Here is a 20,928-nt window from a genome sequence, read left to right on the forward strand (position 1 = left end):
CGCCACCATGGAGACATGGGCCAGATCAGGATCGGCACGTCGGGCTGGGTCTACCCGCCCTGGCGCGGGACGTTCTATCCGCAGGGCCTGGCGCACAAGCGCGAGTTGGCCTATCTCTCGGAGCAGCTCGACAGCGTGGAGGTCAACGGCTCGTTCTACGCACTGCAACGCCCGTCCAGCTACCAGAAGTGGGCGGAGCAGACTCCGGACGACTTCCTCTTCGCGGTGAAGGGCAGCCGGTTCATCACACACATGAAGCGGCTGCGCGACGGAGACGATCTGCTGGCCAACTTCCTGGCTTCCGGCCCGCTGGCGCTCGGGCCCAAGTTGGGGCCGATTCTGTGGCAGCTGCCGCCGACCTTCCGCTTCGACGCCGATGTGCTGGACGCCTTCTTGTCCGGGCTACCGCGCAGCACCGAGCAGGCCGCCGAGATCGCACGGCGGCACGATCACCGCGTCGATCCCGCGCATACGAGCACCGACGCCGACCGGCCGTTGCGGCACGCCCTGGAGGTCCGGCACGACAGCTTCGTGACCCCGGCCTGCACCGATCTGCTCGGCCGCCACCAGGTCGCCCTCGTGGTCGCCGACGCGGCGGGCAAGTATCCGCTGCTGGAAGAAGTCACCGCCGACTTCGTCTACATCCGGTTGCACGGGCACGACGAGCTCTACGTCAGCGGATACACCGACGAGGGTTTGGACATGTGGGCGGAGAAGATCCGCTCGTGGGCCGGATCGCTGGACGTCTACACCTATTTCGACAACGACGCGAAAGTGCGGGCACCGCGCGACGCGATGGCGTTGCGGGAGCGCCTGGCGTCGCTCGTGTCGCCATGGCCCGCGGGATGACGAAGGTGACGCGGCAGGTCGCGGTGTGCGGACCCAGGGAGTGCACGCGACAGGAAGCGGAGTGGGCGCGTGCGGTCGGCGAACTCTTGGCGCGGGCCGGGATCACCGTCTTGTGTGGCGGCGGGGCCGGGGTGATGGCCGCGGTCGCCACCGGTGCCGCCGAGGTCGGTGGACTGGTGATCGGCGTGCGTCCGGACACCGACCGCGACGCGGTGTGTCCCGGGCTGTCGGCGGTGCTGTTCACGAACATGGGTGAGGCGCGCAACGCGATCCTCGTCGAGTCGGCGGACGCGGTGATCGTCATCGGCGGTTCGTGGGGCACGCTGTCGGAGGTCGCGCTGGCCTGCAGGCGTGGTGGCATTCCGGTTGTCTCCCTGGGCGGTTGGCAGATTCGCGACGCGAATGGACATCCGGTGGCGGCCACGGTGGGCGCGGCCGATCCGGCCGACGCGGTGCGCCGGGCGCTGGACGGGATCGATTCCGCACCGGCCGAGCCGACCTGAGGCCACCGATCGATCCGGGGCGGACGGCGCGGTGCACAAGAGGAGCCGACCATGCCTCGGGCGGCATGCACCGCGGACGGTCGTTGCGCCAGGCGTGAATTCGGCTCAACCGCCCTGCGCCGAAAATCGGCGCTGCGATTGCCTCTGTGGCCGGCGCGACACTGCGACTAGTTTTCCGGATTGCCGAATCGCCTGATGGGTGCGGTCGGACGTAGTCCGTCCTCAGCCCGCGCATGGCCGGAGCGAAGGCGGAGGTACGCCTGATCTGCGCTCTCCCAGATCTTTCCGATCACGCAATCTTGCGCATCACGCAAGTTTCGCTACCGTGGAGTCGTGGCATTCGTACTCGGCTTGCGCGAACGCAAGAAACTCGCCACCCGTGAGGCGCTCGGTTTCGCGGCGCTGCGACTGGCCGTGGAGCGGGGGCTGGACAACGTTCTCGTCGAGGACATCGCCGCGGCGGCCGGGGTGTCGCCGCGGACGTTCAACAACTACTTCGCGAGCAAGTACGAGGCCGTCTGCTCGGTGGCGGTGGACCGGGCCCGCCGGATCGCGGACGACCTGCGCGCCCGCCCGGTCGCCGAGCCGCTGTGGCCCGCGGTGATCCACGCCGTGCTGGCGGAATTCCGCGACGCCGAGCCACCCGATCCCGCGTGGACCGCGGGCGTTCGCCTGATCACCCGAGCGCCGCTGCTGCAAGGTGAGTACCGCAGATCCCAGGCGGTGATCGAGGGCGCGCTGGCCGAAGCCATCGCCGAGCGCACCGGCCGCCCGATCGACGCCGACATGTTCCCGAGGATCATGGCCGGCGCTCTCACGGCAGCGCTGTGCGTGGCCATCGACCGATGGGTCGATGCCGATCCACCCGTTCCCGCGCTACCGGTCATCCGGGAGGCGTTGCGGCAGTTGTCCCTTCTCCCAGGAGCGTTTCCGATGGATGTCCCCACCCAGCACACTCTCGCCGTCCCCGGCGCGACCCTCTACTACGAGATCCGCGGCACCGGACCGCTGTTGCTGCTGATTCCCGGCGGCAACGGTGACGCCGCATCCTTCGACGCCGTCGCCGAGCGGCTCGCCGACCGCTACACCGTGGTCGCCTACGACCGGCGCGGCTTCACTCGCAGCCCCCTCGACGGACCGCCGCACGATCGCGTGATCACCGACGGCACGGACGCCGCCACGCTGCTCACGCACCTCACCGACCAGCCCGCCCACGTCCTCGGTAGCAGTTCCGGGGCGATCGTGGCGCTCGAATTGCTGCGCGCCCGGCCGGAACTGGTGCGCACACTCGTGGCGCACGAACCACCGCTGGCCACGCTGCTGCCCGACGGCGAGAAGTGGCTGGCCTTCCTGGACAGCATTCACGAGCAGAGCAAGACCGAAGGCACCTCCGCCGCCATGGCCGCGTTCTCGGCGGGCATCGGCATGCGGCCCACGCCGCTTCCCCCGCTCGAACAGCTGCCGCCGGAAGCCGTCGCGACAGTCACCAGGATCCAGCAGAACTTGGTCTTCTGGATGGAACACGAGCTGAGACAGTATCCCCGGTACGCCCCGGATCTCGCGGCGTTGCGCGCGTCGTCGGACCGGCTGGTACTCGGCGTCGGACGCGAATCGAGAGACACCTTTCCCGGACTTCCGAACGCCGTACTCGCGAAGGAACTCGGCCTGGAACTTGTCGAGTTCGCGGGCGACCACGTCGGCTATCGCATGGCCGCCGACGAGTTCGCCGCGCAACTCGATCGCGTCCTGACCCGCGACACACCAGCCGCCGCGGACTAAGCCGACTGGCGCAGGGGATGCAGGGCGGCCAGCGCCCGCAGGGCGTCGGCGCGTGAGATGGGCTGGTCGTTCTCCAGGGCGGCCAGTTCCAGTTCGATCCAGTCGCGGATGAGCGCGGACATGGTCACGTTGCGCTGCTCGGCGGCCTTTTTGACCCGCTGGTGCAATTCCAGTGGGATGCGCAGCGACGTGGTGACGGTGACCGTGTCCTCGGCGCGCAACGGCGGGGGCAGCTCGGCCGCGTCGACCGGCGCGTCACTGTATTCCAGACCGGAGAGGAAGTCCCGGACGGCCTCCGGGTTCGTCGGATAGTCAGTCATCGGTGTGCTCCCAACGCTCGAGTTCGGCCACCTGGGCCTCGGTCATCTCGACCGCGCCCAGGATGTCCCACTGCCAGCCTTCGGTGCGGCGGACAGCGACGATGAGCGGCCGGCCCGCCTCGGTCCGGCCCCACACCGTCAGGACCGCGAGCTCGTTCCGGCCGTGCGCCTGCCGAGGCCATCGGCGGGCGCCCATGAGCACCTGCAGCACTTCACGCGGGTCGATTCCCACCAGCGACAACAGTGCCCACTCAGGCCAGTTATAACCCACGATCAGCGATAATACAAGTGTATTACAAGGAAGCTCACCGCGCTCTCGCCCGGGACAGATTCCAGCTCTGCCAGCTGTCCTCGCCCAGGTCGGCGCGCAACCTGGCACGTACGTCCGCACGCAGCGGCTCGGGCAGCCGTTCGGTCGCGGGCATGATGTCCGGCGACAGCGTCACCAGGTATTCGGTGTCCAGCGCTTTGCCCCGCTGCCAGCGATCGATGTTCTCCTCGGCGATGAGTCGCTCCGGGTCCACCACGGCCAGCGCCAGCAAGGTCGCCATGGCGGTGCCGAGCACGGCGCGCGGCAACCATGCCCGGCGCAGTCGCAGCACCGCGACCAGGACCAGAACGTAGACCAGGCCGAGCCACAGTTCACAGACTTCCACCAGCAGGCGCAACACCGTGAAGCCGTAGGCCCGCTGATAGGTCCACATCCGGCCGAGCGCCGAGGCGACGATCACCAGCGCCAGCAGGCTCACCGCCGTGAGCAGACCGCGCAGCCACCACCGGTCGGCGGGCGTGTCCTGGGCCGCCCAGCGCAACACGACAACGAGCACCGCGAGTGTCAGGACGGTGACGGCCGACAGCTGCCAGAAGCCGGTGCGGGCGTACTCGGCGTAGGTCAAGCCCGACGTCTTCCGGACATGCTCGTCGCCGCCGAACAGCACGACGAACTGGGTCACGACGAAGGCCGCGAACAGGATCGCGAGCGCACCGACCGGCAGTGCCCATTCCGAACGGCGCAGTGTTCGCCCACCCGCGCGCGCGGTGGCAGGCGGCGGCGGGCCCGCGAGCACGAACAAGGCACTGACCGCACCGAGCGCGACCACCGCGAACAGGACGATCCACCGCACCACCGAGGGGATGTCCAGGTCCGGCGTCACGGTCTCGAGCAGCGCGGCGAACATCGCGTCGGCGCTGCCGAGCAGCGGAACGAAGACCGCGAGCAGCGCGACGGTCACCGCAACCGACAGCCCGAGCCGCCGGGCCCGCGGCGTGTGCGAACCGCGCACCCTGGCGGTACCGGCGTACACCCACGGCACGGCGGAGACCGCCTCCAGGCCGAGCGCCAGGGTGTCGTAGAGGATGCCGTTCGCCGAGCGGCGTCCCACGACCGCCAGTGAACCGGCGACACACGCCGCGAGCACGCACAAGGCGAACAGCCAGCCCGCGGCGCGGACGGCGCCTACCGCGAGCAGGGCGAGCGCGAGCGTCGCCCACCACGCGCGTCCCGCGAACCGCGCTCTTCGCGCGTAATGCGATGTCGCCGCCGATCGTTCGGCCGCTTGTTCCGCGTCCCCTGTGCTGTCTTTCGTCGTGCTCGCCACGGCCCTGCGGGCGTTCCGGTCGACGAGGACGACCGCCGTCGCCGCGACCGCGGCGGCGAGAACCCAGCCGATGCCTGGCCGGTCCCAGTGGACGAGGATCGCCGCCGCCAGACCGGAGACGAGCGCGGCAGGCACCACCCCGGGAGGACAGACCACACGCCGCCACTTGGGTGGCCGCTGCCACGCGGTCGGGCCGCCCGGGCAGGGCTGGGCGGATCCGCCGGTCGGTGTACCCGCAGCGGCGATGCCTGCCGCCCGCATGTCCGATCCGGCGACCGGTGGATCGACCATCGCAGTGCCGGAACTGATTGCGGCAGAGATGGATTCGGTGCTCGACGCAGCAGAGGCCTCGGGTTCGGCCGTCGAGGCGGATTCGGGTTCGGGAGGCATGGTTCGTCCCTTCGATAGGCGTGCGGAATCCACCCCGGAACCGTTCTGGTGGTCCGGGTCGGATGAGTGGCAGGTCAGCGCCCGGGCAGAACGACCCGGATACGGGAGCCCGGCTCGGCGACCGCGATGGTGCCGCCGTGCAGGTCGACCACCCAGCGGGCGATGGCGAGACCGAGCCCGGTGCCGCCGCCCGTGGTCCGGCCGCCCCTGGTGAACCGGTCGAATACCCGGGCGCGTTCGGCGTGCGGGATGCCGGGGCCGTCGTCGTCGACGTCGATGACGGCCTCGCCTTGCGAGACACGCACGGCCACGCGGACTTCCCCGCCCGCAGGTCCGTGGCGGGCGGCGTTGTCGAGCAGATTGAGCAGTACTTGGTGCAGACGCGCACGGTCGGCGTACACGCGGGCGGCGCGGGGCAGCACGTCGGTGCGGAATCGCACGCCACGCCCGAGCGCGGCGGTCATGACCTCCGCTTCGGCGACGACGTCGGCCAGCAGCGGCGCGATCGGCAACTCCTCGCGGTCGAGCGGGAAGGCGCCCGCTTCGATGCTGGAGAGATCGAGCAATTCGGACACCAGCAGGGTGAGCCGTTCGGTTTGGGCCAGTGCGGTGCGCAGGGTCGCCGGGTCGGGTTGGGAGACGCCGTCGACGAGGTTCTCCAGTACCGCCTGCAAAGCGGTGATGGGCGTGCGCAATTCGTGCGAGACGTTGGCGATCAGGTCGCGGCGTTGCCGGTCGGCCGCCGCGAGGTCGGCCGCCATCTGGTTGAACGCCTCGGCCAGTTGCCCGACTTCGTCCCGGGAACTCGCCCGCACCCGCAGGGTGTAGTCGCCGTGGGCCATCCGTTTCGCCGCCGCGGTCATCTCGCGCAGCGGCCTGGTGATGCCGTGGGCGAGGAACTGCGAAGTGAGCAGCGCGATCACCACCGCGGTGAGCGTGGTGCGCGGGGGCAGCCATCCGATCTTGAACCGGAAGAATCCGAACGCGACCCCGCCGGAGCACAGCATGAGGATGGCGAGCTTCAGCTTGATCGACTTCACCGGGTCCAGCGGCCGGGGCAGCAGCTCGGCGATCCGATCGCTCGCTCGGCGCACCCACCGCCGTTCGCCGTATTCCGCTCCCCCGACGGGTATTTCGCGTTCCACCTCCGGTGCGCTCTCGGGTTCGGTACTCATCGGGCATCCAGGGCGTACCCGACGCCGCGCACGGTGCGGATCAGGTCGGCGCCGAGTTTGCGACGCAACGCCTTGATGTGGCTGTCGACCGCGCGGGTGCCCGCCGCGTCGGACCAGTCCCAGACGTCTTCGAGCAGCCGCTCGCGCGCGAGCACCATGCGCGGGCGGCGGGCCAGCCGGGCCAGCAGATCGAATTCCAATGGCGTGAGCAGGGCCTCGACGTCCGCGCGCCAGACCCGGCGCTGGTCGACGTCGATTCGCAGATCACCGACCAGGATCGTCGCGCCGCCGCGGTCGGCGGCCCGGTCCAGCCGGCGCAGCAGCGCGTGCACCCGGGCCGCGAGCACGCGCAGTGAGAAAGGTTTCGTGAGGTAGTCGTCCGCGCCGACACCCAACCCGACGAGCTGGTCGGTTTCCTCGGCGCGCGCGGTGAGCATGAGTACGGGCACCGGGCGGCGCGCCTGAATACGGCGGCACACCTCCAATCCGTCGAACCCCGGCAGCATGACGTCGAGCACCACGAGGTCCGGTCCGACGGCCTCGGCGGCGGCGACGGCCGAGGGACCGTCGTGCGCCAGGTCGACGGTGTACCCCTCCGCCCGCAGGCGAGCCGCGACGGATTCGGCGATGGTCATCTCGTCGTCCACCACCAGGATCCGCCGTGCGGCCTGCGCCGGTGCGCTGTGTTCCATGCACCGAACCCTAGCCACCGGCTGTGGAGAGATCCGGGCTCGATTGTGGAGATTTCGTGTGCATCCGCGCGGGCGCGCCCGCGTTCAGGGCCGGGGCCACGGACGCTTGTCGATGCGTTCGATGTCGGTGTTGAACCGCTTCAGGAATTCGGCGAACGCGGCGATGTCCTGCGCCGTCCAGTTCGCCAGGACGTTTTCGAGAGCGCGGACGTTGTAGGCGCGTTCGGCGTCGAGCTGGCGCCCGCCCTCGGCGGTGATCCGGAATTTGCGCGCCATGCCGCCGTCCGGATCCGGAATACGTTCGATCAGACCGGCTCCGCGCATGGCGGTGGTCTGCCGGTGCAGCGTCGAAGTGTCCAGGCCGAAGGCATCGCTGAGTTCTCCCACGGACATCGGGCCCTGTACCCGCAGCCTGCTCAGCACCGTGTAGGCGCTGCGGTCGAGGTGGCCACGCCCCCGGCGGGCCTTGGCGCTGAGGCTGTGCCGCCCCAGCAGCATGGTCTCGAACTCCACCGAAGATACGGGCTTGTCCACACAACGCTCCTGCCGATATTCGCCAGCTACGGGCTCATCTCCGCACCTATACCACACTCCCGCGGCCCGACCAGCACATTTGCATAGTACAACTCTTGTGCATCATGCAATTCGTATGTACTGTGCACAAGAATCGCAAGAGAGGGAGACCCGCGTGGCAGCACCATCGGCAGCTCGGTCCGAGGGCATCGTCGGCGTACTCGCGGCGGCAGGCATCGTCGCCGCACTGATGCAAACCCTGGTGGTGCCGTTGATCGGGGACCTGCCCCGGATCCTGGACACCACACCGTCCAACGCGTCCTGGGTGATCACGGCGACGCTGCTCGCCGGCGCGGTGGCCACCCCGATCACCGGACGCCTCGGCGATCTCTACGGCAAGCGCCGCATGCTGCTGGCGTGCACGGTTCCGCTCATCGCCGGATCGCTGGTCTGCGCGCTGGCGAGTTCGGTGGTGCCGATGATCGCCGGTCGCGGCCTGCAGGGCATCGGCATGGGTGTCGTCCCGCTCGGCATCAGCGCGTTGCGGGACGTCCTGGCCGCCGAACGACTCGGCACGTCCATCGCGGTGATGAGCGCGTCGATGGGAATCGGTGGCGCGCTGGGTCTTCCGCTGGCCGCGGCGGTGGCCGAGAACGCCAGCTGGCGCGTGTTGTTCTGGGGCTCGGCGGTGCTGAGCGCTGGTGTCGCCACGCTGATCTGGCTGCTGGTGCCCGCCATCCCGGCACGCGGCGGCGGCGGTTTCGACGTTCCCGGCGCACTCGGTCTCGGCACGGCGCTGGTGTGCCTGTTGCTCGCGGTGTCCAAGGGCGCCGATTGGGGCTGGACGAGCGGAACCATCCTCGGCCTGTTCGCGGTCGCGGTCCTGGTCCTCGCGGTGTGGGGCTGGTGGGAACTGCGTACCGCGGACCCGCTGGTCGACCTGCGCGTGACCGCGCGCACGCAGGTCCTGCTGACCAACGCGGCCTCGATCGTGGTCGGGTTCGCCATGTACGCGCAGTCTTTGATCATCCCGCAGCTGCTGCAACTGCCGGTGGTCACCGGGTACGGCCTCGGGCAGTCCATGCTGGCGATGGGATTGTGGATGGCTCCCGCCGGCCTGGTGATGATGGCGGTCTCCCCGCTCGGCGCCCGGCTGTCGGCCGCGCGCGGGCCGAAGGTGACGCTCGCCGTCGGCAGCTCGGTGATCGCCCTCGGATACGGTTCGTCGGTCGTGCTGATGGGGTCGACCTGGGGGCTACTCGTCGTGACCTGCGTGTGCAGCGGTGGCGTCGGCCTCGCTTACGGCTCGATGCCCGCGCTCATCATGGGCGCGGTCCCGCTGTCGGAAACCGCGTCGGCCAACAGCTTCAACACCTTGATGCGCTCGATCGGCACCACGGTGTCGGCCGCGGTCGTCGGCGTCGTCCTCGCGCAGATGAGCACCCGCCTCGGTGGGCACACCATCCCCACCGAGGCCGGCTTCCGCACCGGATTGCTGATCGGTTGCGGCGTCGCGGTGCTGGCGGCGCTGATCGCGCTGGCCATTCCGGTTCGCAAGTCTGCCGCGACGCTGCCGGAGGCCGACCCCGAGCCCGCGGCCGCGCGCGCCTGAGCGCCGCGGCCCGCGCGGGGTCAGGCGAACAGGCGGGCGACGAACGGAATGCTGTCGGACAGCGAAGCGGCCATCGTGGCGCTGTGATCCTTGCCCGGATACACGTGGACCTCGGGCCGGACGCCGTGCGATTCCAGATCGGTGACCAGCTTCGCGGTCAGGGGAGCCGGGACGTCGGTGTCGTTGGTGCCCTGCCCGATGAACAGCGGCCGGTCGTAGCCCGTGAGCGGAACGTCCATGACGGAGCGGGCGGTGGCGACGAAATCGCCGTCCGCCAGCGGGCGCGAGAACAACCGGTTGACCGAGATCCCTTGCGCCCGCTCGGCCAGCGGCTGGAAGCACAGCGATTCCGCGGCGGTGGCCAATTGCTTGCCGACCGGGCTGAGGTAACTGTCGAGATCGAAGCCCGGTCGCGCCGCCCGCAGTCCGTTCATGACATACGCGATATAGGCGGTGAGGTGCGAATTGTCGATCGGAGGGGCGTCGGGCCCGAGGAACGAGGCGGCCTCGACGACATTGGAGGCGGGGCCGGTGGCGACCGCGCCGCGATAGTCCAGTTCAGGGGCGTACGCCGTGGCCAGCGAGGCGGTGAACACCGCGGCTCCGCCACCCTGCGACTGCCCGATGGCCACCCATTTCGACGACAACGAATCCTCGACGGCGCGGGCCGCGCGCACCATGTCGATCCCGGCGTGCGCCTCGGCGCGTCCGTCCAGATACGCGTGCGGCCCCGGGGTGCCCAGACCGATGTAGTCGGTCGCGACGACGGCGTAGCCCTGGCGCAACCAGGTCGCCAGGTAATCCAGGTCGCGCTTGCTGCGGCCGGCGGTCGACGGCGCGCATTCGTCGGCGAGGCCGACCGTCCCGTGCTCCCAGGACAGCACCGGCCAGCCACCGCTCGGCGGCGTCCCCGCCGGAACGAAGACCGCACCACCGGCCAGCGCCGACCGGTCATCGGAGGTCCTGGTCCAATACGTCAGACGGCGGGCCGCGCCCGCGCCCTCGATCCAGAGCTGTCCGGGCAGCGCCTCGTCGCTGGCGACCGCACCCGGAGCCGCGCCCGGCCCCGTGGGGTCGGCCACGGCCGCCCCCACCGGCGGACCCGCGAAAAGCAATGCGGCCGCGGCCACGGTGATTCCTGCACGTCGCACCGACATGGCGCCACCTCTCGGTTCTCAATTTGGTGTCTCGTCGAGACACTGTAGCCCGATTTTCGGCTAATGTGTCACTTTGAGACACCAATAGGGACGACATCGCCGAGAGAGAATGCGGGGCATGACGGGTGTGAACGGTCCACGCGACCGCGAGAAGGCGCGGGTGCGGCGGGAATTGGTCGACGCGGCGCTGCGGCTGTTCGAGCTGCATGGGTTCGAGCAGACCACCGTGCAGCAGATCGCCGACGCGGTACAGGTCTCCCGGCGGACCTTCCACCGTCATTTTCCGTCGAAGCTCGCGGTGGTGTTCAGCCACGAGGAAGACCTCATGGCCCAGTTGCTCGCCGCCGTCGACCGACGCCCGGCGAGCGAATCGGTGCTGACCGCGGTGCGCGCGGCGCTGCGCGACTTCTTGCTCGACGAGCGGGACGCACCGTCGCGTGACCGCCAGGCGGAGACCGCGCGCCGAGCCAGGCAGCTGCTGGTCGGCAATCCGGAATTGCGCCGGGAGAACTTCATCGGGGCGCTGGGACGCCAGCGCGCGATGGCGCTGAACTTCGCCGCCCGCGCCGGGCTTCCCGCCGATGACCTGCGACCGCAGCTCACTGCCGCGGCCTGTTTCGCGGCCTTCGGTGTCGGCCTCGATCACTGGATGATGGGAGCGGACCACTCGATCCCGGCCTTGCACCGGGTCCTCGATCGCGCGATCGCGTCGCTCCAGCGGGGCATCGACATCCAGGGCGCCGGCTGAACGCGCGCCGGATCGGCACAGCCCGCGCCGCAACCTGTTTCAATCGGTCGCATACCATCGCGAAGGTGATCACGGTGGCCACTTGGAACGTCCTGCATCGCGTCCACGCCGAGAACTGGTACGAGGACGTCGCCACCCGCTGGCCGGACGAGGGCGCACGTATCGCCGAAGTCACCGCGCGGGTGGCCGAACGCACCGAGCGGATCATCGCGTTACAGGAGGTCAGCGGCGATCAACTGGCCAGCCTGCGAATGGCGCTGCCGGATCGAACCTTCCACGCGATGCGGTACCAGCGGTTGCCGACGCCGCGGCGCATGCCCAGCTCCTTGCTCGACGGCGGGGAGTACCTGGTGGTGCTCACCGCGGAGCCGAGCAGGGAGGTGACCGCCGAATCCTTCGCGCACGACCACGGCAAGGGCGCCCTCGTCGTCGACGTCGGCGGGCTGACGGTGATCGCCACCCATGTCACCGGCGATCGGCGGCGCACCGACCAGCTCGCCCGCCTGGCCGAACTCGCCACCGATGCCCCGGAGGACGCCGCGGTGCTGCTGGGTGACTTCAACATCGACCGCGCCACCGTCGCCGCCGGGTTGGGTGACCACTTCATGGTCGCCGAACATGTCGCGGGTGGGCTGCCCACCCGCCCGCGTTCCTCGGGAACGAAGTCGCAGCACATCGACCACGTGGTGGTCCACGGCGCGACCGTCACGGCGGCGTCGGTCGACGACATCGGCGGGGTGTCCGACCACAATCTCGTCCATGCGAGCGTCATGGTGTGAGTCGGCCGGGGTCCGCGTCGGTGCCGTCGTACTGCCGATGCCGGGCGGGCCACGAGTTCGGTGCCGCGGCGATTCCGGTCGACCCGTGCCGGAGGTCGCAACGGAAGTTCCGGAAAGCGGGGATGCCACGGCATGATCGGCGAGTTCGGGGAGGGAGCCGGGATGTCCGCGGTCGCGAAATCTCCCGCGCACACAGCGGGTTCCGCAGCAGCAGCGCGTCTTCGACCCCAGTGAGTCGTTGCCGTGTCACGTGCGCCGCAACAGCACCCGGACTGGTCACGCCCAGGTCCCGAATTCCGGGCAGCACGAACGACCTCGGCGCGTACGACGAACGTCGTCACCCGCCCGCGGCAGAGATACTCCACGCCAGAACGATTCGGCTCCGGTCTGTGGCCGGGACCCGTCGAGTCGAGTTCGGCACGCGGGTCCGCGGGCATCCGATCTGGCACCTCCCCGCGCTACGACGGGCGGTAGTATGAGTCGGTGCGTAATCCGACGGTAGTGGCGGCGCGGCTGCGCGGCGCGTTCGTCGGATCCGCGGCCGGGGCGGTGAGCATCGCCGCGCACGCGCTCGGCGGCGGTGCGATGGCACCCGGCGCGGCGCCGATCGCCCTGCTGATCGCCGCGTGCGCGGCGGTCGGCGTGCTGGCCGGTGCGCGACCCCACCGGCACGGGCTCGGCGAGATGATGGCCACGCTGGCGGTGGCGCAAGCCGTCGCGCATTTCGCGTCCACCCTGTCGGCTGCTCATCACCACGACGCGGGCGCGACCTCGGTCATGCTCGGCACGCATCTCGCGGCCGTCCCGCTCGGCGCGCTATTCATCCGCGCCGCCGAACACGCTGTCGTGCGCGCGGTTTCCGATGTGCGCCGCACGGTGCGCGTGCTCGGTGAAGGCCCCAGCGCGCCGGTCCGGATCGGCTCGCCCGCGTCCGGGCATGTTCTCCCCCATCCGCGCCGCCCGCTACTGAGTTCGGGCCCCGGCCTGCGCGGCCCGCCACCGATCCGCTGACCCCCACATCGCGCCGACGAGCATCGCCGGAGCACCCGGCCGCGCGAGACGACCCTGCCCACGATTCGCTTCGGATCATGCCTGCCCACTCCGGCTCGCGAATGCCATTCCGACCTCGGATATCACGGCGGTACAGCGCCGGAGAATCGACTCGCCGTGAACCCGGTTGCGAAGCGGGCGTTTTCGGCGACTCGCAGTGCGGCTTCAGGGCCAGATCGGCTGCCGCCGACTCGGTGCCCGGCCTCCTCGCGGCGGGCGGGATGTGACGTGTCCACCGACAGCACCGAGTGACCCGGGCCCGCCGACGGATCGGTCGATGCCCGGAACTCCCGAGGCCTTCGTCAGCGCGCACCACACCGAATCTCACGACTTGCGGAGTTCTCATGACCGTCAACCTTTTCGTCGCACCGCGCACCGCTCGTTTCTTGCGTGGCGCGCTCGCCGCCGCGGCGGTGCCCCTTCTGCTGACCGCGTGTTCGTCGGCCGACAAGACCGGCACCGTCGCATCCGCCGATGCGGTGACCATCTCCGACCAGTGGGTCAAGGCCGCCGACAGCGGGATGTCGGCCGCGTTCGGCGACCTGACCAACAGCGGCGACACCCCGCGCACCATCGTCTCGGCCGCCAGTCCCGCCTCCGGCCGGATCGAGTTGCACGAGGTGGTCACCGACGCGAACGGCACCAAGGCGATGCGGCCCAAGCCCGGCGGCTTCGTCGTTCCGGCGCACGGCCGCACCCAGCTGCGGCCCGGCGGCGACCACATCATGTTCATGGACCTGCACGGGCCGCTGCGCACGGGGTCGGAGACGTCGGTCACGCTGACCTTCGACGATGGCTCGACCATCACCTTCACCGCTCAGGTGCGCGACTTCGCGGGCAACCAGGAGAATTACGTGCCCGATCACACGGGCGGCGAGGCACATGCAGGCGCGCAGACCCCCGCGCACGGTGGCTGACCGCAACGAACCGCGTCCCGCACGGATCAACCGGCGGCGTCTACTGGGCGGCGGAGCCGCCGCGGCCGGCGTCGCCGGTGCCGGGCTCGGCGCGGCCGCGCGTTTCGGACGGCGGGAACCCGGTCCCCCGGCCCGGGAAGCGACGGTGCCGTTCTACGGCCCGCACCAAGCCGGGATCGACACCCTCCCGCAGTCGCACGCGGCATTCGTCGCCTTCGATCTGCGACCGGGTGTTCGGCGCGAGGACCTCGTCGGACTGCTGAAGATATGGACCGGGGACGCCGCTCGGCTGACCGAGGGGCGGCCCGCGCTCGCGGACACCGAAGCCGAACTCGCGCTGCGCCCGGCGCGGCTCACCGTCACGGTGGGTTTCGGGCCCGCGGTGTTCACGGCGGCCGGGCTCGAGCATCGCAGGCCATCGTGGCTGCGGCCGTTGCCCCCTTTCGCCATCGACCGGCTCGAATCCGCCTGGACCGGAGGCGATCTGCTCCTGCAGATATGCGCCGAGGAGGCGACCACGGTGTCACACGCGGTGCGTGTGCTGTGCCGGAGCGTGACCTCGCTGGTCACCGTGCGCTGGGTGCAACGCGGATTTCGCGATGCCGCACCAGGCCGGACACCGCGCAACCTGATGGGCCAGGTCGACGGCACGGTGAACCTGGCGCCTCGCACACCGGAGTTCGCCCGTCTGGTGTGGGACGACGGGGCCACGCAGCCCTGGCTGCGCGGCGGAACCTCGTGCGTACTGCGGCGGATCGCGATGACGCTGGACACCTGGGACCGGATCGACCGAGAGGAAAGGGAACTCACCGTCGGCCGCACCATCGCCGACGGCGCGCCGCTGACCGGAACCGGCGAGTTCGACGAGCCGGACTTCGCGGCCGTCGACGCGAACGGGATACCGGTCATCCCACCGTCATCGCACATCGCTCGCGCCCATCACACCCACGACGGCGAGCGTTTCCTGCGGCGCGGCTACAACTACGACGACGCCCCCACGCCGGGCGGGACCTCCAACTCGGGTCTGCTGTTCGCCGCCTATCAGCGGGACGTGGACACCCAGTTCCTTCCGGTCCAGCGTCGGCTCGCGGAATTCGACGCGCTCAATGTGTGGACCACACCCATCGGTTCCGCGGTGTTCGCGATCCCGCCCGGGGTCGCGTCACCGGGCGGCTATCTCGGGCAACCGCTGTTCGAGGCGTGAGAAGTGTTCGGCGCCCATGCGGCGCCGGACACCTCAGGTCCACAACACGGCCACCAAGACGTTCACGATCGCCAGCACGCCCGCGGCATCGGTCAGCCACGGCACCGGCTTGCCTCGCTTCTCGTCCGCGTGCCCGATCTCCGCGAACGCCGCCACCGCCACCGCGACGACCAGCTTCACGCCGATCTTCACCATGTTCGGGTCCTTGCCGAGCGAATCGATCGACTCGGCCATGCCGACCAAGATCAACCCGGTGACCACCTGCAACCGGGCACCCCAGACCATCACCTCCGAGACCCGAGGCCGCCCCGCCACATAACCACCCACTACCGCCGCCATGCCGAGCAGGTGAGCGACGACTACGACGTTGTAGATCAACTCTGACACGTTCACGCAGCAAACTTGCCATGGTTCGGGCGCGAGTGCACTTCGCGATTTCGCTGCCCGACGGGACGAACTCGCCCGCACCGGTGCGGCGCATTCGAAGAGCTCGGTCACCGAACTACGTCGCGTACAGCGTCACCTGACGGATGTGGCGGGGATGCCGCACGACCCGACAGTGGACCACACGACTTGCATCACACCTGCTCGAAGGACGAACCACATGGTCGAAATCCGACGCGGTCGCACCCGGTGGCGAACCACCAAGACTGTCACCACAATCGCGGCCGCAGTCGCCGCGGACGGACCCGCCGCCGCGACCCTACCGAAACGAACTGCCGGACCGGCTACGACGCCGACCAGCCCGCGGAGAAACGTCGGCGTCCGTGTAGCGACACGACCGGCCGCGCGACTATCGTGACGAGTCGATCTGTTGGTGGACTTGGCTTTTCACCCCACGGTGGGAGTATTCGAGGTTGACGTATGAGCAGCACATCGGCCGCTGTCACGCTCGACCGGCTGCGCCGGGATCTGCGCGAATTCGCGCGCTTGGCCGAAGCGCGTTACGACCCCGCGGTGGTGGATCCGGCGCTGGACGCTCTCGCCGATCTGTGGACCGGCTCGGTGGTCGGTGTGCGCACCACGACCCATCCGGTGCCCGAGCGCGAGGTCAACGCCAGGGTGCAGCACTCGGGCCCACCGGCAGAACTGGTCGAGACGCTGCGCGGTGCCGGACTGATCACCTTCATCGGACATCCCATGGAGCGATTGCTGGCGGAGGTCTGTGCCGAGGTCCCGGCGGGATCGGCCGTTGACCTGTCCCTCACCGGTGGTGTGCAGAAGGTCTGGCTGTTCTTCGCCGATGTCCTCGAGGTCGAGCGGATGCTCGCGTTCCCGGGGATTCCGGACGCGGCGCGCTCGCACGCCGAGCACTTGACCCGCTACGGCGGCAAGGTCGGCATTCTGGCGCTCGATTTCGCCAGTCGCACCATGAACTTGTACTCCCAGGTGCTGCCGCCCGGTGCGATCACTTCCGACGACATCGCCGCGATCCTGACCGACCTGGATTTCGTCGTTGCCACCGACGAAGAACGGACGCTGTTCGACGGCACATTCAACGTCTACCGCACCTTCTCTTGGACCTCGCCGCGCATGCGACGCATCTGCTTCCCGCAGCGTTATCAGGAATCGAATTTTCCGCGCGACTTCGATCCGGTGCTGGCCCGTTTCGTCGACGGGGCGCCGCGCGCCTTCGAAGGGCCACGCGGCTTCACCCTCTACGCCGCCTACGGCCCGCACTCGCGGTATTACAAAGTGCAAGCCGAATACACGACCGTCCATCGTGCCGTCATCCCCGGCGGCGGCGCCGCGCCGCGAGCGAAATAGGCGCGGCTCGTAGTGGCCGCCGCTGACGGAGATGGCCTCGGGGTGCGGCGGACGTTCGGCGGCGGCGAGCACCTGCATCGAGTGCGCGCAGACGATGGCGCCGTCGACCGGGCGCACACGTTCGTGCCGTGACCTCGAGCCGTGCGCACGCCGAGGCGGGGTGATCCACGCGACAGTACAATCTGGAATGATTCCAATAAAGTCGGAGTTGTTCTCCGTGAAGACCACGAGAGGAGTGCAACCATGACTACCGCACACAAGACTCAGCACCGAACCAATCGCCGTCTCGCCGACGAGGTCCGCAATTTCACCGGTTCACCCCGCTTGGCCGCGGATCTGCAGCGCGTTCTCGTCGATCTCGTCGAACTGCACTTGCAAGGCAAGCAGGCCCACTGGAACGTCGTCGGCGCCAACTTCCGCGATCTCCACCTGCAACTCGATGAGCTCGTCGATGCGGCACGGGAGGGCAGCGACACCATCGCCGAGCGGATGCGAGCCCTCGACGTGGTCCCCGACGGACGCTCCGACACCGTCGCCGCGACGACGAGCCTCCCGCCGTTACCCGCCCAAGAGGTGAACTCCGCCGACGTCGTCGACTTGATCACGACCCGCACCTACGCGGCGATCGACACCATCCGTGACGTGCACGACGCGGTGGACGCCGAGGATCCAAGCACCAGCGATCTGCTGCACCAGATCACCGCGTCGCTGGAGAAACTGGCGTGGATGATCAAGTCGGAGAACCGCAAGGTCTAAACGGCACGAGCGCCATACGCCGAATGGAAGCACCCGCCGTTCCCTTCCAGGGGTCCGAGCGCGATCATTGAGGCGTGCACGACCTGATCCGCTCGGTGTGGCACGAGCCGCACGCCCCCGACGCTCCACCTCGGTCATGGCGGGATCGGGCGCTCGTGGGAACGTTCATCGCGCTCGCGGTTCTCGAAGGTTCGCTTCGACAAGACATCTCGCACCGGTTCGTGTGGATCGCGGTCGCGGTCGCGATCATGCCCACGCTGTTGTGGCGCCGGAGCCGACCACTGGCGATGGTCGGCATCGCCTTCGTCGGCTCGACCTCGGCGACGGTGCTGCTGGGTGGCGATCAGTCGGACATCGCCGCCATGGGGGCGACGCTGCTGCTGCCGTACGCGTTGTACCGGTGGGGGTCCGGGCGCGACATCGTGATCGGATCGGCGATCGTCTTCCCCAGTGCGGGCATCGCGATGCTGACCGGCGGCCTCCCCGCCGCCGATGCGGCCGGAGCGTTCATCGTGCTGTTCGCGGCCGTCGCGCTGGGCTTGGCATTCCGGTACCGGGCACGGGCGAAGGCTCGGGAACTCGATCAGGTCAAGCTGGTCGAACGTGAACGACTGGCCCGCGATCTGCACGACACCGTCGCGCATCATGTGTCGGCCATGGCGATTCGCGCCCAAGCCGGTCTGGCGATCGCGGAGTCCACGCCCGGCGCCGCCGTCGACGCGCTGCGGCTGATCGAGGCCGAAGCCGCGCGCACGCTCGCCGAGATGCGCGCCATCGTGCGTGTGCTCCGGCGAGACCAGCCGATCGATGATGGGGACCGCTCGCCCAATCCCGGCATCACCGATCTGGAACAGCTCGCCGGTTCCACCGGCAACGGTCCTTCCGTGGAGGTGGAGATCAGTGGTGATGTCACCGATCTGCCCGCGACGGTCGGCACCGCGATCTACCGCTTGGCCCAGGAGTCGATCACCAACGCGGTGCGTCACGCCCGGCACGCCACCCGCATCGAAGTGCGTGTAACCAGCGACGACACAGCCGTCCGGCTGCTCGTCCGTGACGACGGCGACGGCGGTCCCGCACGCCCGGCCGGATCTCCAGGTTACGGGCTGGTCGGCATGGCCGAGCGCGCCGACCTGCTCGGCGGCACCTGCGCGGCGGGCCCGAACTCCGACCGCGGGTGGACCGTGACGGCGGTGCTGCCCCGGCAGGGTGCGGCGACATGACCGCAGGCGAGCCGATGACGCCGGATCTGCGGGTGGTCGTCGCCGACGACCAGGAGATCGTCCGCACCGGGCTGGTGATGATCCTCGACGCCCAACCGGGTATCGAAGTCGTCGGCGCGGCCGCGGACGGGGCCCAGGCCGTCCGGCTCGCTCGCGATCTGCGCCCAGATGTGTGCTTGTTCGATATCCGCATGCCGGGCGTCGACGGCATCGAGGCCACCCGCCTGCTCGCCGGGCCTGCCGTCGACGACCCTCTCGCCGTGGTCGTCATCACCACCTTCGACCTCGACGAGTACGTTTACGCGGCGCTGCGTGCCGGCGCACGCGGTTTCTTGTTGAAAGAGGCCGGACCCGCGATGCTCGCGCAGGCCGTCCATGCCGCCGCTCGCGGCGACGCGCTCATCGCCCCGAGTATCACCGCGCGTCTGCTCACCGCCTTCGCAGGCACCGGACGCGCCGCAGCGCCTGCCCGGCCCGCCATGGAACTCACCGACCGCGAGGAGCACGTACTGGCCACTGTGGCCCGGGGGCGAACCAACAACGAGATAGCCGCGGAGCTGCACATCAGCCTCAGCACGGTCAAGACCCACATCGCGAGCCTCATGGCCAAACTCGGGGCGCGCAACCGGGTGGAACTCGTCATCTGGGCGTACGAGACCGACCGCGTCGGGCGCTGACCGGAGCACCTCGGCCGAAAGTATCCCCGGGCCCCGTCCTATCGGCCGACTCGGATCGAACCGCTCGTCCGATGTGGTCCGTCGGCCGGTTCGCCAGGATGGACGCACAACCGACGCCGCTCGCGGCCCGGCGTGACCATCCGAGGGAGAAAACCATGTCGGCATCGACGAACGCGACCACGCCCGAACGCGACGCCACGATGAAGGCGATCGTCCAACGCGGTTACGGTGCACCGGAACAGGTACTCGCACCGGACGACATCGCCCGCCCCGCTCCCTCCGACGACGAGGTCCTGGTCCGCATGCGCGCCACCAGCGTGAACACCCCGGACTGGCTCGCGGTGACCGGTGTGCCGTACCTCCTGCGACTGGGGTTCGGACTCCGCCGGCCTGCGACACCGGTGCGCGGAAGTGACATCGCGGGAACCGTGGAGACCGTCGGAAAGAACGTGACCGGCTTCCGCCCCGGCGACAAGGTATTCGGTTCGCTGTGGGGCAACAGCGCGAAATCGCTGGCAGGCACGTTCGCCGAATTCACGGTGGTACCGGCGTCCCAGCTGATCGGCAAACCCGCCGAACTGTCGTTCGCGGAGGCCGCGGCATCGGTCATGTCGGGCATCACGGCGCTGCTGGCAATGCGCGACGTGGGCCGGGCCGGGCCGGGGAAACGGGTCCTGATCAACGGCGCGTCGGGCGGTGTCGGAACGCTCGCGGTGCAGATCGCCAAGACGCTCGGCGCTCAGGTCACCGGCGTGTGCAGTACCCGCAACGTCGAGTTCGTGCAGTCGTTGGGCGCCGACCACATCATCGACTACACCCGGGAGGACTACACCCGTGGCACACAACGCTACGACGTGATCCTCGACAACGTGTTGAACCATCCGCCCTCCGCGACAGCCGATCTGCTGACACCCACCGGAATATTCATCCCCAACAGCATCGGCAGCGCCAGAGGACTTTTCGGGAGCCTGCCGAGGATCGCCCGAGCGAAGATGATGGGTTGGGGTTCGACCGACGTCCGCACCGTCACCTGCCTCCCCGGCCAGGACGATTTGAACGATCTCGCCGCGCTCTTGGTGTCCGGCGACGTCAAGGTGATCATCGAGCGGGCCTATCCCCTCGGCGAAGCCGCGCACGCGGTCGCCCACATGCTCGGACACCACGCCAGAGGCAAGATCGTCATCACCGACTAGCTTGCCCGGCGACCGCGGTCCAGCCT

Annotated in this window: 22 protein-coding genes; 14 read left to right on the plus strand and 8 right to left on the minus strand. The window is 69.4% G+C overall.

Annotated features, from left to right (window positions below):
* The first annotated feature begins 15 nt into the window (after positions 1 to 15).
* The 3 genes from ACIHAX_RS08625 to ACIHAX_RS08635 all read left to right on the plus strand — a co-directional run bounded on the left by ACIHAX_RS08625 (position 16) and on the right by ACIHAX_RS08635 (position 3,131).
* Positions 16 to 849, plus strand: a complete 834-nt coding sequence (locus ACIHAX_RS08625; protein ID WP_397276592.1) for a DUF72 domain-containing protein — start codon at positions 16 to 18, stop codon at positions 847 to 849.
* Positions 846 to 1,352, plus strand: a complete 507-nt coding sequence (locus ACIHAX_RS08630) for an LOG family protein (protein WP_397276594.1) — start codon at positions 846 to 848, stop codon at positions 1,350 to 1,352. The genes ACIHAX_RS08625 and ACIHAX_RS08630 overlap by 4 nt, the downstream gene beginning before the upstream one ends.
* A 333-nt stretch (positions 1,353 to 1,685) precedes the next feature.
* Complete coding sequence (locus tag ACIHAX_RS08635) at positions 1,686 to 3,131, plus strand: alpha/beta fold hydrolase (RefSeq protein ID WP_397276596.1); 1,446 nt, start codon at positions 1,686 to 1,688, stop codon at positions 3,129 to 3,131.
* Here the strand turns inward: ACIHAX_RS08635 and ACIHAX_RS08640 are convergent.
* The 6 genes from ACIHAX_RS08640 to ACIHAX_RS08665 form a co-directional block, all read right to left on the minus strand.
* The gene (locus tag ACIHAX_RS08640) at positions 3,128 to 3,451 is read right to left on the minus strand and encodes a CopG family transcriptional regulator (RefSeq protein ID WP_356968399.1); all 324 of its coding nucleotides are present in this window, start codon (positions 3,449 to 3,451) and stop codon (positions 3,128 to 3,130) included. The genes ACIHAX_RS08635 and ACIHAX_RS08640 overlap by 4 nt on opposite strands.
* The gene (locus tag ACIHAX_RS08645; protein WP_355079297.1) at positions 3,444 to 3,722 is read right to left on the minus strand and encodes a hypothetical protein; all 279 of its coding nucleotides are present in this window, start codon (positions 3,720 to 3,722) and stop codon (positions 3,444 to 3,446) included. Before ACIHAX_RS08645 ends, ACIHAX_RS08640 begins: the two co-directional genes overlap by 8 nt.
* A gap of 34 nt (positions 3,723 to 3,756) precedes the next feature.
* Positions 3,757 to 5,340 carry a DUF4153 domain-containing protein gene (locus ACIHAX_RS08650; RefSeq protein WP_397276599.1) on the minus strand — a complete coding sequence of 528 codons (1,584 nt, stop codon included), beginning with the start codon at positions 5,338 to 5,340 and terminating at the stop codon, positions 3,757 to 3,759.
* A 173-nt stretch (positions 5,341 to 5,513) separates the two neighbouring features.
* Positions 5,514 to 6,614 carry an ATP-binding protein gene (locus ACIHAX_RS08655; protein ID WP_397276601.1) on the minus strand — a complete coding sequence of 367 codons (1,101 nt, stop codon included), beginning with the start codon at positions 6,612 to 6,614 and terminating at the stop codon, positions 5,514 to 5,516.
* Positions 6,611 to 7,306 carry a response regulator transcription factor gene (locus tag ACIHAX_RS08660; RefSeq protein ID WP_364435507.1) on the minus strand — a complete coding sequence of 232 codons (696 nt, stop codon included), beginning with the start codon at positions 7,304 to 7,306 and terminating at the stop codon, positions 6,611 to 6,613. The genes ACIHAX_RS08655 and ACIHAX_RS08660 overlap by 4 nt, the downstream gene beginning before the upstream one ends.
* Positions 7,307 to 7,390: 84 nt before the next feature.
* Positions 7,391 to 7,840: a MarR family winged helix-turn-helix transcriptional regulator gene (locus tag ACIHAX_RS08665; protein ID WP_356968407.1), complete on the minus strand. Its 450-nt coding sequence runs from the start codon at positions 7,838 to 7,840 to the stop codon at positions 7,391 to 7,393.
* Positions 7,841 to 7,955: 115 nt separating this feature from the next.
* Here ACIHAX_RS08665 and ACIHAX_RS08670 point away from each other — a divergent pair, with 115 nt between their 5' ends.
* On the plus strand, positions 7,956 to 9,431 hold the full coding sequence (locus ACIHAX_RS08670; protein ID WP_397276603.1) for an MFS transporter: 1,476 nt from the start codon (positions 7,956 to 7,958) through the stop codon (positions 9,429 to 9,431).
* A 20-nt stretch (positions 9,432 to 9,451) separates the two neighbouring features.
* Here ACIHAX_RS08670 and ACIHAX_RS08675 read toward each other — a convergent pair whose 3' ends face one another.
* Positions 9,452 to 10,588 (minus strand): lipase family protein, encoded by a 1,137-nt coding sequence (locus ACIHAX_RS08675; RefSeq protein ID WP_397276605.1) that lies wholly within the window; start codon positions 10,586 to 10,588, stop codon positions 9,452 to 9,454.
* Between the two features lie 118 nt (positions 10,589 to 10,706).
* Between ACIHAX_RS08675 and ACIHAX_RS08680 the strand changes: the two genes are divergently transcribed.
* The 5 genes from ACIHAX_RS08680 to ACIHAX_RS08700 all read left to right on the plus strand — a co-directional run bounded on the left by ACIHAX_RS08680 (position 10,707) and on the right by ACIHAX_RS08700 (position 15,286).
* On the plus strand, positions 10,707 to 11,336 hold the full coding sequence (locus tag ACIHAX_RS08680) for a TetR family transcriptional regulator (protein ID WP_356968413.1): 630 nt from the start codon (positions 10,707 to 10,709) through the stop codon (positions 11,334 to 11,336).
* A gap of 74 nt (positions 11,337 to 11,410) precedes the next feature.
* Entirely contained in the window at positions 11,411 to 12,115 is a 705-nt protein-coding gene (locus ACIHAX_RS08685) for an endonuclease/exonuclease/phosphatase family protein (RefSeq protein WP_355079312.1), read from the plus strand.
* 483 nt (positions 12,116 to 12,598) lie between these two features.
* The gene (locus tag ACIHAX_RS08690) at positions 12,599 to 13,126 is read left to right on the plus strand and encodes a hypothetical protein (RefSeq protein WP_397276608.1); all 528 of its coding nucleotides are present in this window, start codon (positions 12,599 to 12,601) and stop codon (positions 13,124 to 13,126) included.
* Positions 13,127 to 13,509: 383 nt separating this feature from the next.
* On the plus strand, positions 13,510 to 14,082 hold the full coding sequence (locus ACIHAX_RS08695; protein ID WP_397276610.1) for a copper chaperone PCu(A)C: 573 nt from the start codon (positions 13,510 to 13,512) through the stop codon (positions 14,080 to 14,082).
* The gene (locus tag ACIHAX_RS08700) at positions 14,075 to 15,286 is read left to right on the plus strand and encodes a Dyp-type peroxidase (protein WP_397276612.1); all 1,212 of its coding nucleotides are present in this window, start codon (positions 14,075 to 14,077) and stop codon (positions 15,284 to 15,286) included. Before ACIHAX_RS08695 ends, ACIHAX_RS08700 begins: the two co-directional genes overlap by 8 nt.
* A 33-nt stretch (positions 15,287 to 15,319) precedes the next feature.
* Here ACIHAX_RS08700 and ACIHAX_RS08705 read toward each other — a convergent pair whose 3' ends face one another.
* Positions 15,320 to 15,625, minus strand: coding sequence for a hypothetical protein (locus tag ACIHAX_RS08705; RefSeq protein WP_355079438.1), 306 nt, complete (start codon positions 15,623 to 15,625; stop codon positions 15,320 to 15,322).
* 525 nt (positions 15,626 to 16,150) lie between these two features.
* On the opposite strand from ACIHAX_RS08705, the gene ACIHAX_RS08710 reads away from it, so the two are divergent.
* The 5 genes from ACIHAX_RS08710 (at position 16,151) to ACIHAX_RS08730 (ending at position 20,902) form a co-directional block, all read left to right on the plus strand.
* A complete protein-coding gene (locus tag ACIHAX_RS08710; protein ID WP_397276614.1) occupies positions 16,151 to 17,053 on the plus strand; it encodes an aromatic prenyltransferase in 903 nt (300 codons plus the stop codon).
* Positions 17,054 to 17,296: 243 nt separating this feature from the next.
* Positions 17,297 to 17,809 (plus strand): Dps family protein, encoded by a 513-nt coding sequence (locus ACIHAX_RS08715; protein WP_397276616.1) that lies wholly within the window; start codon positions 17,297 to 17,299, stop codon positions 17,807 to 17,809.
* Between the two features lie 74 nt (positions 17,810 to 17,883).
* Positions 17,884 to 19,032 (plus strand): sensor histidine kinase, encoded by a 1,149-nt coding sequence (locus ACIHAX_RS08720; protein WP_355079324.1) that lies wholly within the window; start codon positions 17,884 to 17,886, stop codon positions 19,030 to 19,032.
* Positions 19,029 to 19,709, plus strand: coding sequence for a response regulator (locus tag ACIHAX_RS08725; protein ID WP_397276618.1), 681 nt, complete (start codon positions 19,029 to 19,031; stop codon positions 19,707 to 19,709). The genes ACIHAX_RS08720 and ACIHAX_RS08725 overlap by 4 nt, the downstream gene beginning before the upstream one ends.
* 155 nt (positions 19,710 to 19,864) lie before the next feature.
* Complete coding sequence (locus ACIHAX_RS08730; RefSeq protein ID WP_397276620.1) at positions 19,865 to 20,902, plus strand: NAD(P)-dependent alcohol dehydrogenase; 1,038 nt, start codon at positions 19,865 to 19,867, stop codon at positions 20,900 to 20,902.
* Positions 20,903 to 20,928 lie beyond the last annotated feature (26 nt).

This window comes from Nocardia sp. NPDC051929, assembly GCF_044548645.1.
GTDB classification, from domain to species: Bacteria; Actinomycetota; Actinomycetes; order Mycobacteriales; family Mycobacteriaceae; genus Nocardia; species Nocardia sichangensis.